The following is a 16,332-nucleotide window of genomic DNA, read 5'->3' as shown; positions in this document are numbered from 1 at the left end:
AAGGACATCAACGACAAGAACCAGACGGTTACCTCTGACTCCGACAAGCCTTCCGACACCCCGGATAAGGGCGACGGCAAGGACAATGATGGAGACAAGGGCAGCTCGAAGAAGGACCTGCCGTGGTGGCTGCTGCTCATCCCGGGTCTGGGCCTGATCAAGATCATCTCCGACGGTGGCCATGATGGTGGCAATGGTGGCCACGATGGTGGCAACAACCACGGTGAGTCCCATGACAACACCGGCCGCGATGACCGCGAGGTTACCGTCCTGGATGCAACCCCGCCGGAGGATGCTGCCAACCAGCCGCAGGACTTCGGTCAGCCGGTGCCGTCCAACACGCACCGCGTGGAGATCAAGCACGTACCTTCTGGTGCAACCCAGCTTGACCCAGGCATGCAGGACTTCATCAAGTAGTCCGCACTGCAACACCATCCCGGCCCTCACCGGCTGGGCGTGGTAGGGGCAGACAATGATTAGGACAATCCCCTCCAGGGTGAAAACGCTGGAGGGGATTCGTCGTATGACTCTTAGACTATTGTTTACAGCGAAACCCCATAGCGAAGACTTTTAGAAGCTAGACGCCCATAATTAGAAGACAGGAACAAGGAGCAGAGATTATGGCTGACGAAAGCCAACAGAACGATATTCCGGAATACCCCTCCGATTCCACGGGTGAGACTGCCGGGGAGGCTGCCGCAGCGAAGCACCGTGCCGGTGAGGAGCAGTCAGCGGGCGAGCCGAAGAAGGGCAATAAGAAGCTCCTCATTGGTCTGGTGGCGCTCATTGCGATCATCTTGGTCATCGTGCAATTGGTGATCTATGCGGGCCGCAATGGCGATGATTCTGCGGAAGATAATGCAGGGGATTCGGCGGAGACGTCGCAAAGCTCTGAGTCTGCCGCACCCACGACGAACAGTGATCCCTTCGTGGATGACTCCGGTGAGCAGGATCAGGAGATTGATGCCGCACCGGGTGAGTTCCGTGGCTTTGGTGCCATGTCCCTGGGCATCAACGATGAGTTCGCCGCGGTGGACCCGATTCAGGTCACTGATACCGGCATGCTGATTCCCCCGCGCGATGTGCAGCGCTTGGGCTGGTACTCCGCATCCGCTGTCCCGGGAGTTGCTGGCCCGGTTGGCTCCAGCGTTATTACCGGCCACATCAACTACCAGGGGCAGGGAACAGGTTTCGCCGAGAAGTTCACCACCCTGGAGCAGGGCCAGGAGTTCACCGTCTTCATCGATGGTGAGGAGCGCCGCTTCCGCGTGACTGAGGCACCGTACCGTCTGCAGAAGGGCGCGGGCTTCCCGGACGTGGTCAATGACACGGAGGGAGAGAACCGCCTGGTCCTCATCACCTGCGGTGGCAAGTTTGTTGGTGGCCAGCTGGGCTACGAGGACAACATCATCACCGTAGCCGAGCCGGTGGCACCGGTGGAAGGTGGCGCTGAGGTGCCGGTGGCTTAGGCGGAGGCCTCCTCCAGGCGCGCGATGTGCAGCGTCAGGTAGGAGACTTCATCGGGGGTTAATGCGCTGTCGAGGCGCAGCTCAATCAGGTTGGCTACCATCTGGGCGGTCTCGACGGCATCGGGGTAGCGGGCGGAGATGGCGGTGGCTACCTGGCGGTCGTCGGAGTCGAGCTGCTGGTGCTCCGCCATGCGCACGAAGAGATAGCGCAGGTGGGTAATGAAGCGGGCGACGGAGATGTCCTCGCTGTTGAGCTCCGTATCGTTGTGGGAACCGATGACGGCCAGGATCTGTTGGATGAGGCCCGTCATGCGGTAGGTGCCGGAGAGATCCCCCACCGCGAACCCAGCGTTGACTAGGTGCAGGGTGATGGCCACGGCCTCATCAGGAGCCAGTGGTTTGTGCAGGCCACTGTTGATGGCGTCGAGTAGCTGCTGTGCGAGGGCAAAGTCATCGGCGTAGAGGTGGCGTACCTCAGCTTCCAATGGATAGGACACGGTGTTGCCGCGGCTGACCGCGCCGTGGATGTGATCCGCAATCGCCACGACCAGAGTGAGTTTGCTGCGCAGTGCCTCAGACATGTCGACGGAGTGCATGGCATCGATGACTAACTGCACGTACTCGCCGGGGATGCCGGCGATCATGGCGGCCAGGTGGTCCGGGTCGCGGCCAGAATCCGGTACGAAGACCTTGACCACCTTCGCCGGGTCAACCTCAGTGCCGGGGTGAGCCTGGAAGCCGATTCCGCGTCCGGTGACGATCACGTCCTCCGCGCCGCGGCGTGCGAGCACGACGTTGTTATTGAACACTCGCAACAGTTGCACAAGGCACCTTTCTGGTTGGGGTTAACCGGTTAAGGCTAGCCGGTTGGGGCTAAAACGACTAAAGCCGGCCACGATGGTGGTTCCATCGAGCCAGCTTAGTCAGGGATCGTTAGAGGCGTGCTAAAGGTTCCCTAGTGGGTCCTTTAGCGGGTCGTGGTGATGACCGTATCGCCAGCGGCGGCGTGGTTCAGACCAGCCGGGGTGACGGCGGACAGCGTCTTGGTGTTGGTCACGGCAAGGACGATGGTGGTGTCGTAGCCGGCTTCGGTGACCTTGGCGAAGTCAACGGTGGCAAGCAGCTCGCCCTGCTTGACCGTGTCGCCCTTCTTGACGGCTGGGGCGAAACCTTCGCCCTTCATCTTCACGGTGTTGATGCCGATGTGGACGAGGACCTCCACGCCGTCCTCAGTCTTGATGCCGTAGGCGTGGCCGGACTTCATGGCACTCATCACGGTGCCGCTGACGGGGGCGTAGACCTCGTTGTTTTCGGGGACGATGCCCACGCCGTCGCCCAGGGTGCCGGCGGAGAAGACCGGGTCGTTGATCTCAGCCATGGGGACAACCTTGCCGGCAGCCGGGGAGGCGATGTCGGTGGTGGTGCCAGCGGCGGGCGCAGCGGCCTTGGCCGGAGCATCAGCCTTGGTGGCAGTTGCGGTGGCGGCACCGGCGCCAGCGCCGGCAGCGGCGGTTGCTGCGGGGGCGTCGGCAAGCGCGGCGTTGTCGGCGGCGTTGGCGTTGTCGAGCTCGGCCTTCTCGGCTGCCTCGCGGGCGGCCTTAGCCTCAGCGCGCTCCTCCGGGGTGCGGTAGTCGGTGAAGAGGATGAGGAAGAAGGCCACGAAGAAGGCCACTGCGATGGCGATGGCGTACTTGGCCATCGGGGTGAAGACCGGGATGGTCAGCAGGGAGGTGAAGACGAAGGCGTCGGTAGTAATGCCGTTCGTGCCCAGGGTCAGCAGGGCCACGGTCAGACCACCAGCAAAGCAACCCACCAGCATGCGCGGGTAAATCCTCTTGTAGCGCAGGTGGATACCGTAGAGGGAAGGCTCAGACACGCCGCCGAGCAGGCCAGCCAGGAGGGCAGAGCCGGAGGTCTGGCGCATCACGGTGTCGTGGTCACGGATGGACAGTGCCAGCACGCCAGCGGTAGCGCCGAAGCAGGCGAAGTTCCATGCGCCCATCGGGCCCTGGATGAAGTCATAGCCCAAGGTCTGGATGTTGACCAGCATGAGGGCGTTGAGCGGCCAGTGCAGGCCCAGCGGGACGAGGAACGGGTAGAGCATCGGGATGGCCAGGGCGAAGACGAACGGGGCGTTGTCATTCATCCAGGACAGGCCAGCGCCAATGCCGTTACCGGCCCACACGCCGAACGGGCCAATGATGAAGGCGGTCAGCGGGATGAGGACGAGCAGGGTCAGGAAGGGAACGAAGACCATGTGCACCGCGGACGGGATGATCTTCTGGAAGCCCTTGTAGAAGAGCGCGGCGACGGCCGCCATGATGAGCGGGACGAAGACGTTTCCGCCGTAGTCCTGCAGCTGCATGGTCATGCCGAAGATTTCGATGGAGCACTGCTCAGCGCCGAGGGTGTCGTTGGTGACGCACTGGACGGCGGGGTTCTCCGAAAGATTCAGGAACTCCGGGGTGAAGAGCGCCGCCATGATGGTGGCCGGGACCCACGGGTCGATGCGCAGCTTCTTACCAGCGTTGTAGGCCACCATCACCGGCAGGAAGTAGAACACGGAGCGCCACATGGCGTCCACGAAGAACCAGGAGGCCGGCTTGTCCGGGGAACGGAAGTCCACGACGCCGAAAGCATCCAGGACGGAGGCGAAGGCGATGATGAGGGAAGCGCCCAGCAGCACGCCCAGGATGGGGCGGAAGGAATCCGAGAGGTACTCGAAGAAGGCGTCCATCCACGGCAGCTTGCCCTTGGACTTGGCGCGGGCGGCGGCCTTGACATCGTCATTAGATTGGCCGCCGGACTGGTTGCGGTTCTTCATCTGCGGGAGGGCCTTGATCTCGTCATAGACCGTGGCCACGTCACCGCCGATGACAACCTGGTAGTTGCGGCCGCCCTGGGGCACGGCACCCATAACCTTGGGGATGGCCTCGAGTGCTTCCTTGTCTGCCTTGGAGGCATCAGCCAGCTCAAAGCGCAGGCGGGTGGCGCAGTGCGTGAGAGAGGTGATGTTCTCCGCCCCGCCGATGCCATCCAGGATGGCCTCGGCTGCCGAGCGAATGTCAGTCGACATGAGAATCCTTTCGCGAGTTAAGGGCCTGTGAAAACCACAAAAGACCTAGGCCACAATGGTTCATAGCGAACCATCCCCACGCGGCTAAGAGTGGGGAGCCTAGGTCTTGCCCGAAGTAACAATCCTGGTTAGGAGCCTACTCCGGGGTGCTCACGGGAGACAAGTTACTGTGGGATAGCACACTGTGGTCCCGGCTTAGGTGTCGGTGGCCTGGGAAGTTGATGAGGAAAAGCGTCAAGCGGGCGGCGAGCAGGGATGTGTTCCCGTACTGTGAAAGTGTCGTAGTGTCACTGTGTGTCCCAAATTGTGACCCCGGGTACACACCTTCTATGCAGAGAAAGGTTGGTCATGACCGCCAAGTCCTCACGCAATTCTGCCTTTATCAGCGTCATCGGGCGCGGCTTCGACGGCTTGGACGTTGCTGCTGTGGCTCAGGAACTAGGAGCCACCTTCGCCCAGGTCGATGACTTGGGAACCACGCTCAGCGAGGTTTTGGACAACGCCCCCGCGGGCAACCTGGTCCTTCAGGGCACAGGCGTTATGGACTTTGACGCCAAGGCCGCGGCCGCTCTGGGCCTGCCCTTCGTGCTGGTTTCCGACGCGCCTGACCGCGCCGCGGAGCTGGCGCTTGAGCACGCGCGCTCGGTGGGCGCCACCGTGGTGGGCGCGGTGGGCGACGTCTCCTCCGTTCCCAGTGCGATTTCTTCCCTGGAGGACATCGAGCCCTATATGTGCGCCGAGCTCTTCCAGAAGCAGCTTCTGGATCAGGCCCGCGAAATCGGGGCGCACATCGTGCTGCCGGAGGGGGAGGATGACCGCATCCTTCAGGCCGCCGGTGAGCTCATCAAGGGCAAGGTGGCGAAGCTGACGATTCTGGGTGACGGGGGCGTCGAAAAGCGCGCCCAGGAACTCGGGATCGACCTGAGCGGTGTGGAGATCATCAACCACCTCGAATCCCCGTTGGCGGAGGAATTCGCTGCGGACTTTGCGGAGCTGCGTAAGAAGAAGGGCGTGACGCTGGAGCAGGCGCGCGAGACCATGAAGGACGTGTCCTACTTCGCCACGATGATGGTGCACAAGGGCTTGGCCGATGGCATGGTCTCCGGTGCGGCGCACACCACGGCGCACACCATTAAGCCTTCCTTCCAGATCATCAAGACCAAGCCGGAGGCTTCCGTGGTTTCCTCCATCTTCCTCATGGTGATGCCGGGCCGCCTGTGGGCCTTTGGTGATTGCGCGGTGAACCCGAACCCGACCCCGGAGCAGCTCGGTGAGATCGCCATCGTCTCCGCGCAGACCGCCGCGCAGTTCGGCCTGGACCCGCGCGTGGCGCTGCTGTCCTACTCCACGGGCACCTCGGGCGCTGGCCCGGATGTGGAGAAGGTGACGCAGGCCGTCGAGGTGGCTCGCGGCATCGATTCCTCCGTGGCGGTGGATGGTCCGCTGCAGTTCGACGCTGCCTGTGACCCCGGCGTGGCTGCCAAGAAGGCGCCGGAATCCGACGTTGCGGGTAAGGCCACGGTCTTCGTCTTCCCGGACCTGGAGGCCGGCAACATCGGTTATAAGACGGCGCAGCGCACCGGTGGCGCACTGGCGGTGGGCCCGATTCTGCAGGGCCTGAACAAGCCGGTCAATGACCTCTCGCGTGGTGCGACGGTTCCGGACATCATCAACACGGTGGCTATTACCGCTATCCAGGCAGGAGTGAAATAGATGGCGTACGTACTCGTTCTCAACTCGGGTTCCTCCTCGGTTAAATTCCAGCTGGTGGACCCGGAAAGCTCGGCCACGGATACCCCGCTGGTCTCCGGCTTGGTGGAGCAGGTCGGTGAGCCGCAGGGTGCGGTGACCGTCAAGACGGGCGGTGAGGAATACAAGGAAGAGCTGGAGATTCCTACCCACTCCTTCGGCCTTGACCGCGCCTTCGGCATCATGCACGAGCACGGCGTAGGCCCGACGGATGTCGAGGTCATCGCCGTGGGCCACCGCGTTGTGCACGGCGGGCGCTTGTTCAGCGAGCCGCAGCTCATCGTGGATCAGATCGAGTCCATGATCGAGGACCTCATCCCGCTCGCGCCGCTGCACAACCCGGCCAACCTGGACGGCATCCGCGTGGCGCGCAAGCTGCTGCCGGATATCCCGCACGTGGCGGTCTTCGATACGGCCTTCTTCAACCACATGCCGCCGGCGGCCGCGCTCTATGCCATCAATAACGATGTGGCCTCGCAGTACGATATCCGCCGCTACGGCTTCCACGGAACCTCCCACGAGTTCGTCTCGCAGCAGGTGCCGAAGCTCTTGGACCGCGACCCGGGCCACGTCCACCAGATCACGCTGCACCTGGGCAACGGTGCCTCGGCGGCGGCGATTCGCAACGGCCGCCCGATTGATACCTCGATGGGCCTGACCCCGTTGGCGGGTCTGGCCATGGGCACGCGCTCGGGCGATATTGACCCGGGTATTATCTTCCACCTCTCCCGTGAGGCAGGGATGTCGATCGATGAGATCGATAACCTGTTGAACAAGCGCTCCGGTGTGAAGGGCATTGCGGGTGTCAACGATTTCCGCGTGCTGCGCGAGCGCATCAATAACGAGGACCAGGATGCCTGGCTGGCCTATAACATCTACATCCACCAGCTGCGCCGCTTCATCGGTGCATACATGATTGCGCTGGGCCGCGTGGACGCGATTACGTTTACCGCCGGCGTGGGTGAGAACGATACTGAGGTCCGCCAGGATTCGCTGTACAACCTGGACATGTACGGCATTGACTTCGATAAGGAAGCCAACCTCGTGCGCTCGAAGGAGCCGCGCATGATTTCGACCGCGGATTCCCAGGTCAAGGTCTTCGTGGTGCCGACCAACGAGGAGCTGGCCATCGCGCAGAAGTCCGCGGGCATTGCGGCCATGGCTCGGGAGGCGGGCCTGTACTAGGCCGGGCGTCGGCTATGCCGACGTCTAGAACATCGTGACCGGGCGGACCTTATTGGCCAAGTCCACCAGCGCGTAGCGGTGGCGGGCAAACGGTGCCTGGCGGGCCAGTGCCCGCAGGGTATCCGCCAGGCCATAGCGCAGGCCGCGCTGGGTAAAGGGGAACTCGAAGAGATCGTTGGGGGAGGCCGCGGCGTCGAGGCCTGCCTCGCGCAAGAAGGTCAGCCCGGCGGAGATGACCGCAATCTTGATCTGCAAGAATCGCGGCTCGTTCTGCGGAATCTCCTCCAAGCGGCGGGCAGCACGGCGGATGCGGGACTCGGAGAGATCGTGCACGATGAGCTGCAGGACCGTGGTCAGACGGGCCATGCGGTGGTGGCGCGACGCATTGGGCACCTTATCCAAGGTGGCCACGGCGAGCTCAACCTGGTGCTCGGCGCGCAGCTGGCGGGCCAGGCCGAAGGCGGAGGAGACCGTCGTCGGGTTCGTGGCCCACACGATGCCGTAGAGGCGCAGAGAGTTGAAGCGCAGGTGGGCCGGATCATCGGTGACGTGATCCCAGATGCCGGGCTGATCCTCGAAAGCATCGTTGGGCAGATCCGCCAGCGACGTAGTGAGGTTGGCGCAGGCGCGGGCGACGGAGGCGTCGATAAGCGCGGCTTCTGAAAAACCCAGCTGCTGCAGGATGAGCTCGTTGACCGCGCCGATGGCCAGCTTCGGGGCGGCCTCACCGGGCAGCACGTCGAGGACGTGGGCGAAATGGGCCTGAGCCTCGCGGTACTTATCCAGCAGCAGCTCGGTCACGCCCGAGTACCAGTGGAAGCGCCAGTCCTTGCCCAAGCGCTCCTCGATGGAGGTCAGCCACTCGCGTGCCTGGCCGATGTATCCCAGATCAATCATGGCGCGCACCACGCCGAGGGGAATCTCCGCGGACTCCTCGTACTCCGGAGTCTGCATGGCCTGTCGCAGGGTCTCCAAGGCTTCCTGTGGCTCGGTGTAGGAGGAACCCTGCAGCAGCGGGGCGCCGATATCGGAGCGGACGATGAGCGGGATGGGCAGCGCGGAGACCACCTCGGGGGCGGTGATGCGCACGGTGCGGTCGATGCCGTCGATGAGCTGGTCGGTGCGGAAGACCAAGTGCTTCGTGCCGAAGGTCGTACGCTGCGGGGAGAAGACGGAGTGTTGGGCTGGGTGCTGGATGCCATCGCACAGCGCGATGACCTCACGCAGCACTCCGAAGAGCTGGTTGCGGAGCTCGGACACGGACGCGAAGCGCTGCTCCGGGTCAGGATCGGTAGCGCGCAACAGCAGGCGGTAGAAGGAGAGGTAGCGGCGCAGCAGCGGCTCCTCGGTAGGGGAGGGTAGGCCGGGCTTATAGACGCCATCCTCCACCGGCAGCTTCAACGTCAAGCAGGCCAGTGTGCGGCCGATGGAGTAAATATCGCTGGCCACCGAGGGGCCCTGGGTGGCGATCTCCGGGGCCTGGAAACCCTGTGTGCCATAGATGTGGCCGAAGGCGCCGATGCCGGAGACCGCGCCCAGATCGATGAGCTTGACCTGGTCCTCGGTGACGATGATGTTGGAGGGCTTCAAATCGTTGTAGACCACGCCGCGGGCGTGCAGGTAGTCCAAGGCGGGCAGGATTTCCAGGATGTAGGCAATCGCGGTGTCGACCGGGAAGCGGTCATTGACCTGGTCGTTGCGGCGCTGCTTGAGCGAGGGGCCGCCCACGTATTCCATGACGATGAAGCCGCCGGGGACGCGGGGGTCATCGATGAAGTTGAAAATCTTCACGATATTCGGGTGTGTGATGTCCGCGAGGAACTCGCGCTCCGCCTCCGCAGTCGCTGTCTCTTCGGCGGAGTTGGTGGATTGCATGCCCTTGAGCACCACGATGCGCCCGGAGACGAAGTGGTCATTGGCCAGGTAGATCCACCCCAACCCGCCATGGGCGAGCACGCCGAGGATTTCATACTGGCCGGCCACCATGTCGCCCGGCTTGAGCTGCGGCGGGGCGGCGCGGGGCGCATCCTGCGGATCGATGAGCGCCTCGCTGGGATCTACCGGGACCACGAAGGGCAAGGTAGCCATGCCATCGGCCACCTCGCGGTCGGTGCGCTTGGTGGCGCGGCGCTGGCGGAAGGTATCGAGCGCGCGGCGGCGGGAGGCCCGCGAGGGGTCCTCTGCTTTGCGACGATCACGCAGCTGCCCCAGCTCCTCGATGAGTGCCGCGATGTTATCCGAATCGACGTATTCGCCGTCGTCGGGTTTGCCCGTCGCGGTGCCGTGCGCGCCGGGACGGTCCGCTGGGGAGAGGACGGCGCCGGTGGCGCCGAGGTCCTCCTCTTCCTCGAGGTCATCCGCGAAGGGATCGAAGGGGACTGCCGCGGTGCGGTCTGAGGCTTCCGCGTTGTTGGCGCCGGGCGCTGCTGCGTTCTGGCCGCCGGATTCCGCGGGCGACGCGGTGAGGTGGTGGTCCTCCGAAAAATCGTCCTCCTCATCGGCGAAGGGATCGAAGCGCACGGCCTGGGTGGCGTCGGCAGGAGTTTCGGGCTCCACGGCTCCGGGATCTGCGGCTTCGGGCTGCGCAGTCTCGTGCTCTTCGGGCGTGAGGTGGTCGAGCTCATCCTCGCTGAAGCGGTGCGACATTAGTGCCCCTCCTTCTTCTCACCGGGCTGATTGCTGGTTGGGGAACTCGATTCCGATTCCGTCGCTGGCGGGGTCTCGTCGAGGTACTTCGGCGCCGGGAGCACGGGCTGATCCATGTAATCCCCGAGCCACTCGTTAAAGAGCTGCTGCCAGGTCCCGTCTTTGCGGATACGCTCCAGTGTGGAGTTGACCTGGCGGATGAGCGGGCGCGAGTCATAAGAGCCATCGGGCTTGCGCACGGCCACGCCATAGCTTTGGCTTTCGAGGGGATCGCCGACGATCTCCGTGTAGCGATCCTGCGCCAGCATCCCGGAGAGCAGGGCATCATCCACCACGATGCCGTCCGTTTGCCCCAGCTGCAGCGCCATGAGGCAATCGCCCCAGGCGCGGGTCTCCAAGATATCGGAAGTAGGCGCGTGCTTGCGTATCGCGTCCACCATGGTGGAACCCTTCGTCGCGCACAAGGTCAACCCGGCGGTATCCGCGATGGAGTGAATGCCGGAGTTCTTCAGCACCAGCAAGCGGGCATCCGTTTGCATATAGGGAATGGAGAAGGCGACTTCGCGCTGGCGTGTGGGGCTAATCGTCATGGTGCGGATGACGATGTCTACCGTGCGGTCGTTGAGGGCACGCGCGCGCTCGGAAGCTTCCACGAAGCGGAAGTCCACCTTGTTGGGATCCCCAAAGATATCGCGTGCAATTTCGCGGGCGATGTCGACCTCGAAGCCGCGGACCTCGCCGGTGGCGGTATCGCGGTAGCTGAGCAGGTTATTGGAGCGGTCCACGCCCACGATGAGCCGGCCGCGCTCCAGGATCTCGGGCACGCGCTCCCTCGGCGTCTTATCGTCCGGGCGGTAGGAGCCGTAGGCTTCGGCATCGCTTTGCTTGGACACCTCACCGCTGCCGGCGGGCTCGATGATGGCATCCTCCGGTAGCGGCGGGCCCGGCGTGGAATCGAGGTTCGCGGTAGACGGCAGGATGGGATCCGGCGCGCTGGGCGGCTCCGGCTCGCAAGCGCTGAGTGCCACGGCGCTGCTGAGCACGAGCAGGGCCGCGGTCCAGGCTGGGCGTTTCGTGGTAGGGCGGCGCATCACAGGTACTCCTGCAGACGGGGACGGATTCCCAACCACACGGCGATAATCGCGCCGAAGGTGGCCAGGAGCACGCCGGTAGACACCATGGTCATGGCGTTGAGCCCCTGGACCAGGTAGGTGCGCATGGCGTCGCGGGCCTGGTCGATGAGCGCGGCCAAGGAATTATCCACGGCGTTGAAAGCACTGGCGGCGGTGGGGGCACCGTCCGGATCGATGGCGGTGGCCTGGTACAGCGCGGCATCGTAGTCACCCATGGAGAGATCCTCCATGAAGTTCTCGTGCGTGGTCGTCCAATCTTCCACTGCCTGCTTCGCGTGGGGAATCAGGGTGGGATCGGAGGAGGGGAAGTCGTCGTCGACAAGCGCCTGCTCATAGTCCCGCAGGGCCTGGTTGACGGAGTACACCGTGGAATTAAAGTGCACGGACATGTCCTGCTGAGAGGAGCGCAGGACCAGGGCGAGGGTCTCCGAGGTGCGCATCTGCTGGGCCTCGATGCGGGAGGCGGTCAGCGAGTCCCAGGGGCGCGACACCGTTTCGAAACCCTGGTGGCCCGAGGCCCACGTGGCGAAGTTGGAGGCGGAGGCCCACACCAGCGCCAGGAACAACAGGCCCGTGGCCACCACGAAACCGCGGTTGAAGCGCCGGCGGGTCAGCCGCCACAGCCACCACTGCGCCAGGCCGAGGAAGATGAGAGCGGCGACCAGACCAGATAGTGGCACCCACTGCGGGCGGGTCAGGCGCTGCTGCTGTTGGCTCACCTTTTCCGACGTCAAGGTGAACAGCTCCGCGGCGGCGGGGAGGATCTGGGTCCGCATGAGCGCCGAGGCGTTCGACATATAGGAATTCGCCACGGCGTGGCCCGCGCGGTGATTGACGCGGGCCTTTTCCACGAGCGCGGTATACACCGGCAGCTTGCGTTGGATAAACGTGACGAGCTCGCGCACGCGCTCATCCTCCGCGGAGGTGCCCACGATGGCCTCCGTGGCGGCGACGGAGGCGGCATCGATGGCCTCGTTATAGCGGTTGCGGTTCACCTCCGGCTCCACACCCGCCTGCACGAAGCCGGTGGTGGCCACGGTATCCGCCAGGGACAGGTTGGTGTAGAGGTGGTGAGCCGCATTCGACATCGGCTCGGTGGAGGGCAGCAAGGTATCCAGGTCATCGTGCCTTGAAGCCGAGGATGAAGACATGGAAAAGCCGGCTGCCGCCAGCGCGACGGTGAGGATGACGGTGACCGTAAAAAGCTTGCCGGGCGTGGTGGCCGCAAAACTGTAGAGGCGCCGGATGACGCGCGCGGGGCCGGCGAAGGAGCTCATGGCCAGCTGCGTCGGGCGGCTAAACGCCGGGCTGGCGGGCTCGGTGACTTCATCGAGCCAGTGATCGCCCCATGATTCGGGGGAGTGCTCGCGCAGTTCGGTGGCCGGGCCGGTCATTCCCTTAGGATAGCGCCCTTGAGCGCGTCGCGCGATGATTTGGGGCAGGGTGGCGCGGGCTGCTTCTGACGTATCGTGGAAGGCATGTGTACACGCGTAAACCCAGAACTCTCCGGTGATGGCTGGTCTAAGGGGCCGGGCGGGGTGCCGGTATGGGGCAAGTTTGGAGCTGCTGGCCTTTTCTTGGTGGCGGGGGATGAGGTGTTGCTCCAGCACCGTGCCACGTGGACGAATAATGGCGGGACCTGGGGAATTCCGGGCGGGGCGCGGGATAAGCCGGAGTCCCCGGAGCAGGCAGCGCTGAGGGAGACGGCGGAGGAAACCGGAATCTCGGCCTCAGACGTCGAGGTGCTGGATGCGCTGGTCACCTCTGGGCCTTTCGAGGAAGGCTGGACCTATACCACGGTGTTGGCGCGGACACTTTCTGGCCGGCGCTTGGCGGTGACCGCCAATGAGGAATCCGCCGAGCTGCGCTGGGTGCCGTTTAGCCAGGTAGAAGAGCTAGAGCTCTTGGCTCCCTTCCGGGAAGCGCTGCCGCGTTTGCTGGAGCGCTGGGAGGAAATCAGCAGCTGATACAGGCGCGCGGCGGGAACCTGTGGCACGCTGTAGGGCATGATTGAAGTAGCCGGACTGACCAAACAGTACAAGTCTGTCCGCGCCGTCGATGACCTCACCTTCCAGGTGAAGCCGGGACAAGTGACCGGTTTTCTGGGACCAAACGGCGCTGGAAAATCAACGACGATGCGCATGATTCTGGGCTTGGACAAGCCCACCGCTGGCACTGCTCTGGTGCACGGCAAGCCCTACCGCGAGCTGAAGAACCCACTGCGTGAGGTGGGCGCGCTTCTCGACGCCAAAGCCGTCCACGCCAACCGCACCGCCGCCAACCACCTGTTGTGGATGGCGCAGGCCAATGGCATTCCTACTTCCCGCGTCGACGAGGTGCTGGGTCTTGTGGGCTTGGCTGATGTTGCCGGCAAGAAGGCTGGCGGCTTCTCCCTCGGTATGGGCCAGCGCCTCGGCCTGGCGGCCGCCCTGTTGGGGGATCCGGGCGTGCTGATCCTGGATGAGCCGGTCAACGGCCTAGATCCGGAAGGTATTCGCTGGGTGCGCTCGCTCGTGCGGGCGCTGGCGGCGGAGGGCCGCACGGTGCTTATCTCCTCGCACTTGCTGGCGGAGATGGCGCAAACCGCGGACCACCTCGTGGTGATTGGCCGCGGCAGGCTCTTGGCTAATCAACGCACCTATGACTTTGTCAAGGAAAACTCCAGTGCCTCGGTTATCGTGCGCTCGGAGCACCTGCGCGAGTTCGGCTCGGCGCTGAAGGAGGCCGGCATCACGTATAGCGAGTCCGTTGATGAGGAGCAGCGCCGCACCTTGGTCATTCCGAACCAAACCACGGATTACGTGGGTCAGCTGGCTTATTCCACGGGTGTGCCGCTGACGGAATTGACGCTCCACCGCGCCTCGCTGGAAGAGGCCTACGTGACTATGACGGAACGCGCGGTGCAGTACCAGGCGGCGGCACCGAAGGAAGGGGTATAGCGCTAATGTTTTTCAACACTGTGCATGCGGAGTGGACGAAGCTGCGCACGACGAAGTCCTTCTGGTGGACCACGGCGCTCATCTTCCTCATCGTGACCGGCTGGACGCTGCTGAACTCGCTCAACGCGGGGGAGGCGGTGCTGGGCATTAGCCCGCTGCAGGAGCGGGCCTTGGCCTCCATCCTCTTGCTCATGGGCATGCCGATCATAATGATCCAGGGCGCGATGGTGGTGACCACGGAATACCGCTATAAGACGCAATCCTTGACCTTCATGACCAACCCGAAGCGCTGGACAGTGGCCTGTGCCAAGCTGCTGCTCTACGGCGTCATCGCGGCCATTATTGCTTTCTTGAGCCTGGTGTACATCTTCGTGTTGGCGGATATGACGACGAATGAATCGGCGGCGGAGGCTTTCCAGCCCTTTGCCAGCGAGGACGGCAAATACATGCTGTGGTCCTTCCCGCTCGCGGCCTTCGGCGTGGTTGCCTTCGTGCAGGGCCTGGGCATGCTGTTGCGGCAGACCGCCGGCACGGTGGCGATTTCCCTCATCTTGTACTTGGGGTTGGAAAACATCGTGCGTGTGCTGCCGACGGTGGGCGATAAGGCCATTCACTTCATGCCCTTTACTGCCTTCCAGAACTGGGCGGTGAACTATGTAGATGAGAACGCGCCGTGGTCATCGGTAGGCTTTGAGGCCCTCGTCTTCTTCGGTTGGGCCGCGGTGCTGTGGATTTTCGGCGTCATCGTGCTGGAGCAGCGCGACGCGTGATTCCTTTTCCACTCCTGGCTACCTTGGCGCTGTTGTCCGCAACAGCGCCTTTTGCCACTGATATGTACTTGCCGGTGATGCCGGAGATCCTCTCCGATCTGGGCACCACCCGGGCGATGGTCCAGCTGACCATTTCGGGCTTCTTCATCGGGATGGGCGTGGGACAGTTGGTGATGGGCCCGCTTTCCGACGCCATCGGGCGCAAACGCCTCCTCATCGCCGGTGCCTGCCTCGCGCTGGTGGCCTCCGTGCTGGCGGCGCTGGCTCCGACCGCCACGGTGCTCGTGGCCGCCCGCGTGCTGCAGGGCCTCGGCGGCGGCGCGTGCGTGGTGCTCGCCCGCGCGGTGGTACCTGACCTCGTGCACGGCGCGGCTGCCGCGAAGGCTTATTCGCTGCTCATGGCGCTGCAGGGCATCGCGCCGGCGGTGGCCCCGGTGCTCGGCGGTGTCCTGGCGGAGCCGCTGGGCTGGCGCGGCATCTTTTGGGTGCTTGCCGGGCTGCATGCGGTGCAGTTGGTGCTGGCGATCGCCATCGTCCCGGAAACCGCGGGCGGCCGCTCCCGCGCCGGGCTGTTCCGCACGGTGGCGGGCAATTACTGGGCGGTCCTGACCAATGCCCGGGTGTGGGGCTACCTGGTGACTATGGCCTTCGGCTTCTGCTCGATGTTTTGCTACATCGCGGCCTCGGCCTTCGTGGTGCAGAACCAGTGGGGCTTTTCGCCGCTGGGCTATTCGCTGGTTTTCGGCATCAACTCCGTGGGCCTCTTTATGGCCACGCTGGTGAATTCGCGAGCCATGGATTCGGTCTCCCCGGCGGTCATGCTGCGCGTCGGTGTTTGCGGCGTTCTTGCGTGTGGGGCGCTCTTGTTGCTGTCGGTGCTGCTCGGCGCCCCGGTGTGGGTGTGCCTCCTCGTGCTCTTTGCGTGTGTGGCGCCGACCGGCTTCATCATGGGCAACGCCACCGCTCTGGCCACGGGCCTCATGCGTCCGCGTGCGGGCAGCGTGTCCGCCATCATGGGCTTTGGTCAGTCCTTGCTGGCCAGCGCCATCAGCCCGCTCATGGGTTGGGGCTCAAATGCGGCGCTGACCATGGCCACCGGAATGGTGTGCTGCAGCTTCATCTCGCTGTGCGGCCTTGTGGTGTCTACGCGGCTGGCCCAAGGCGCCGCCTAGCGTACGCCATTGAGCATAAGGCATCTCCCAGATGGCGCCTTGTCATTCTCAGAGATGGTTCTAGTCATATGGTTCGTTTGCCCCCAAACGAACCATCTACCGCCTCGCAGAAGGTTTGTTTGCCCCCAGAGGAACCGTTTGACTGGAACCGTTTGACTGGAGACTTCTGGCTGGAACCATCTGCAGGTCCATG

At 63.9% G+C, this 16,332-nt stretch carries 13 protein-coding genes; 8 read left to right on the top strand and 5 right to left on the bottom strand.

Features of this window, described 5'->3' with window-relative positions; translation table 11 throughout:
• A partial coding sequence (locus HMPREF2604_RS14020) for a hypothetical protein (protein ID WP_210383595.1) occupies positions 1-417 on the top strand: 417 nt, incomplete at its 5' end.
• Positions 418-620: 203 nt separating this feature from the next.
• Entirely contained in the window at positions 621-1,469 is an 849-nt protein-coding gene (locus tag HMPREF2604_RS01170) for a class F sortase (RefSeq protein ID WP_070562468.1), read from the top strand.
• Here the strand turns inward: HMPREF2604_RS01170 and HMPREF2604_RS01165 are convergent.
• Positions 1,466-2,293, bottom strand: a complete 828-nt coding sequence (locus tag HMPREF2604_RS01165) for a PRD domain-containing protein (protein ID WP_070445754.1) — start codon at positions 2,291-2,293, stop codon at positions 1,466-1,468. The two genes, HMPREF2604_RS01170 and HMPREF2604_RS01165, sit on opposite strands and share 4 nt — an antisense overlap.
• Positions 2,294-2,436: 143 nt before the next feature.
• On the bottom strand, positions 2,437-4,545 hold the full coding sequence (locus HMPREF2604_RS01160) for a glucose PTS transporter subunit IIA (protein WP_070562465.1): 2,109 nt from the start codon (positions 4,543-4,545) through the stop codon (positions 2,437-2,439).
• A 348-nt stretch (positions 4,546-4,893) separates the two neighbouring features.
• On the opposite strand from HMPREF2604_RS01160, the gene pta reads away from it, so the two are divergent.
• On the top strand, positions 4,894-6,258 hold the full coding sequence (gene pta / locus HMPREF2604_RS01155) for a phosphate acetyltransferase (protein WP_070562462.1): 1,365 nt from the start codon (positions 4,894-4,896) through the stop codon (positions 6,256-6,258).
• Positions 6,259-7,479 (top strand): acetate kinase, encoded by a 1,221-nt coding sequence (locus HMPREF2604_RS01150; protein ID WP_070562459.1) that lies wholly within the window; start codon positions 6,259-6,261, stop codon positions 7,477-7,479.
• Between the two features lie 24 nt (positions 7,480-7,503).
• Here the strand turns inward: HMPREF2604_RS01150 and HMPREF2604_RS01145 are convergent, their stop codons facing one another.
• The 3 genes from HMPREF2604_RS01145 to HMPREF2604_RS01135 are packed head-to-tail and all read right to left on the bottom strand — an operon-like array spanning position 7,504 to position 12,652.
• Positions 7,504-10,125 (bottom strand): tetratricopeptide repeat protein, encoded by a 2,622-nt coding sequence (locus HMPREF2604_RS01145; RefSeq protein ID WP_070562456.1) that lies wholly within the window; start codon positions 10,123-10,125, stop codon positions 7,504-7,506.
• Positions 10,125-11,216, bottom strand: coding sequence for a glutamate ABC transporter substrate-binding protein (locus HMPREF2604_RS01140; RefSeq protein WP_070562452.1), 1,092 nt, complete (start codon positions 11,214-11,216; stop codon positions 10,125-10,127). Before HMPREF2604_RS01140 ends, HMPREF2604_RS01145 begins: the two co-directional genes overlap by 1 nt.
• Complete coding sequence (locus HMPREF2604_RS01135) at positions 11,216-12,652, bottom strand: hypothetical protein (RefSeq protein ID WP_070562449.1); 1,437 nt, start codon at positions 12,650-12,652, stop codon at positions 11,216-11,218. The genes HMPREF2604_RS01140 and HMPREF2604_RS01135 overlap by 1 nt, the downstream gene beginning before the upstream one ends.
• 84 nt (positions 12,653-12,736) lie before the next feature.
• Between HMPREF2604_RS01135 and HMPREF2604_RS01130 the strand changes: the two genes are divergently transcribed.
• The 4 genes from HMPREF2604_RS01130 to HMPREF2604_RS01115 are packed head-to-tail and all read left to right on the top strand — an operon-like array spanning position 12,737 to position 16,139.
• Entirely contained in the window at positions 12,737-13,225 is a 489-nt protein-coding gene (locus HMPREF2604_RS01130) for an NUDIX domain-containing protein (RefSeq protein ID WP_070532159.1), read from the top strand.
• Positions 13,226-13,264: 39 nt separating this feature from the next.
• Positions 13,265-14,197, top strand: coding sequence for an ABC transporter ATP-binding protein (locus HMPREF2604_RS01125; protein WP_070532162.1), 933 nt, complete (start codon positions 13,265-13,267; stop codon positions 14,195-14,197).
• Between the two features lie 5 nt (positions 14,198-14,202).
• Complete coding sequence (locus tag HMPREF2604_RS01120) at positions 14,203-14,967, top strand: ABC transporter permease (RefSeq protein ID WP_070532165.1); 765 nt, start codon at positions 14,203-14,205, stop codon at positions 14,965-14,967.
• A complete protein-coding gene (locus HMPREF2604_RS01115; RefSeq protein ID WP_070562446.1) occupies positions 14,964-16,139 on the top strand; it encodes a multidrug effflux MFS transporter in 1,176 nt (391 codons plus the stop codon). Before HMPREF2604_RS01120 ends, HMPREF2604_RS01115 begins: the two co-directional genes overlap by 4 nt.
• The last annotated feature ends 193 nt before the right edge of the window (positions 16,140-16,332 follow it).

Source organism: Corynebacterium sp. HMSC055A01 (genome assembly GCF_001809405.1).
Classification (GTDB): Bacteria; Actinomycetota; Actinomycetes; order Mycobacteriales; family Mycobacteriaceae; genus Corynebacterium; species Corynebacterium hesseae.
This window is presented reverse-complemented; position numbering and strand designations above follow the sequence as displayed.

Excerpts from the sequence above, each read along its gene's own strand:
- HMPREF2604_RS01170 (WP_070562468.1), top strand. The coding sequence starts at position 621 with ATGGCTGACGAAAGCCAACAGAACGATATTCCGGAATACCCCTCCGAT.
- HMPREF2604_RS01140 (WP_070562452.1), bottom strand. The coding sequence starts at position 11,216 with ATGCGCCGCCCTACCACGAAACGCCCAGCCTGGACCGCGGCCCTGCTC.
- HMPREF2604_RS01160 (WP_070562465.1), bottom strand. The coding sequence starts at position 4,545 with ATGTCGACTGACATTCGCTCGGCAGCCGAGGCCATCCTGGATGGCATC.
- HMPREF2604_RS01135 (WP_070562449.1), bottom strand. The coding sequence starts at position 12,652 with ATGACCGGCCCGGCCACCGAACTGCGCGAGCACTCCCCCGAATCATGG.
- pta (WP_070562462.1), top strand. The coding sequence starts at position 4,894 with ATGACCGCCAAGTCCTCACGCAATTCTGCCTTTATCAGCGTCATCGGG.
- HMPREF2604_RS01145 (WP_070562456.1), bottom strand. The coding sequence starts at position 10,125 with ATGTCGCACCGCTTCAGCGAGGATGAGCTCGACCACCTCACGCCCGAA.
- HMPREF2604_RS01150 (WP_070562459.1), top strand. The coding sequence starts at position 6,259 with ATGGCGTACGTACTCGTTCTCAACTCGGGTTCCTCCTCGGTTAAATTC.
- HMPREF2604_RS01120 (WP_070532165.1), top strand. The coding sequence starts at position 14,203 with ATGTTTTTCAACACTGTGCATGCGGAGTGGACGAAGCTGCGCACGACG.
- HMPREF2604_RS01125 (WP_070532162.1), top strand. The coding sequence starts at position 13,265 with ATGATTGAAGTAGCCGGACTGACCAAACAGTACAAGTCTGTCCGCGCC.
- HMPREF2604_RS01130 (WP_070532159.1), top strand. The coding sequence starts at position 12,737 with ATGTGTACACGCGTAAACCCAGAACTCTCCGGTGATGGCTGGTCTAAG.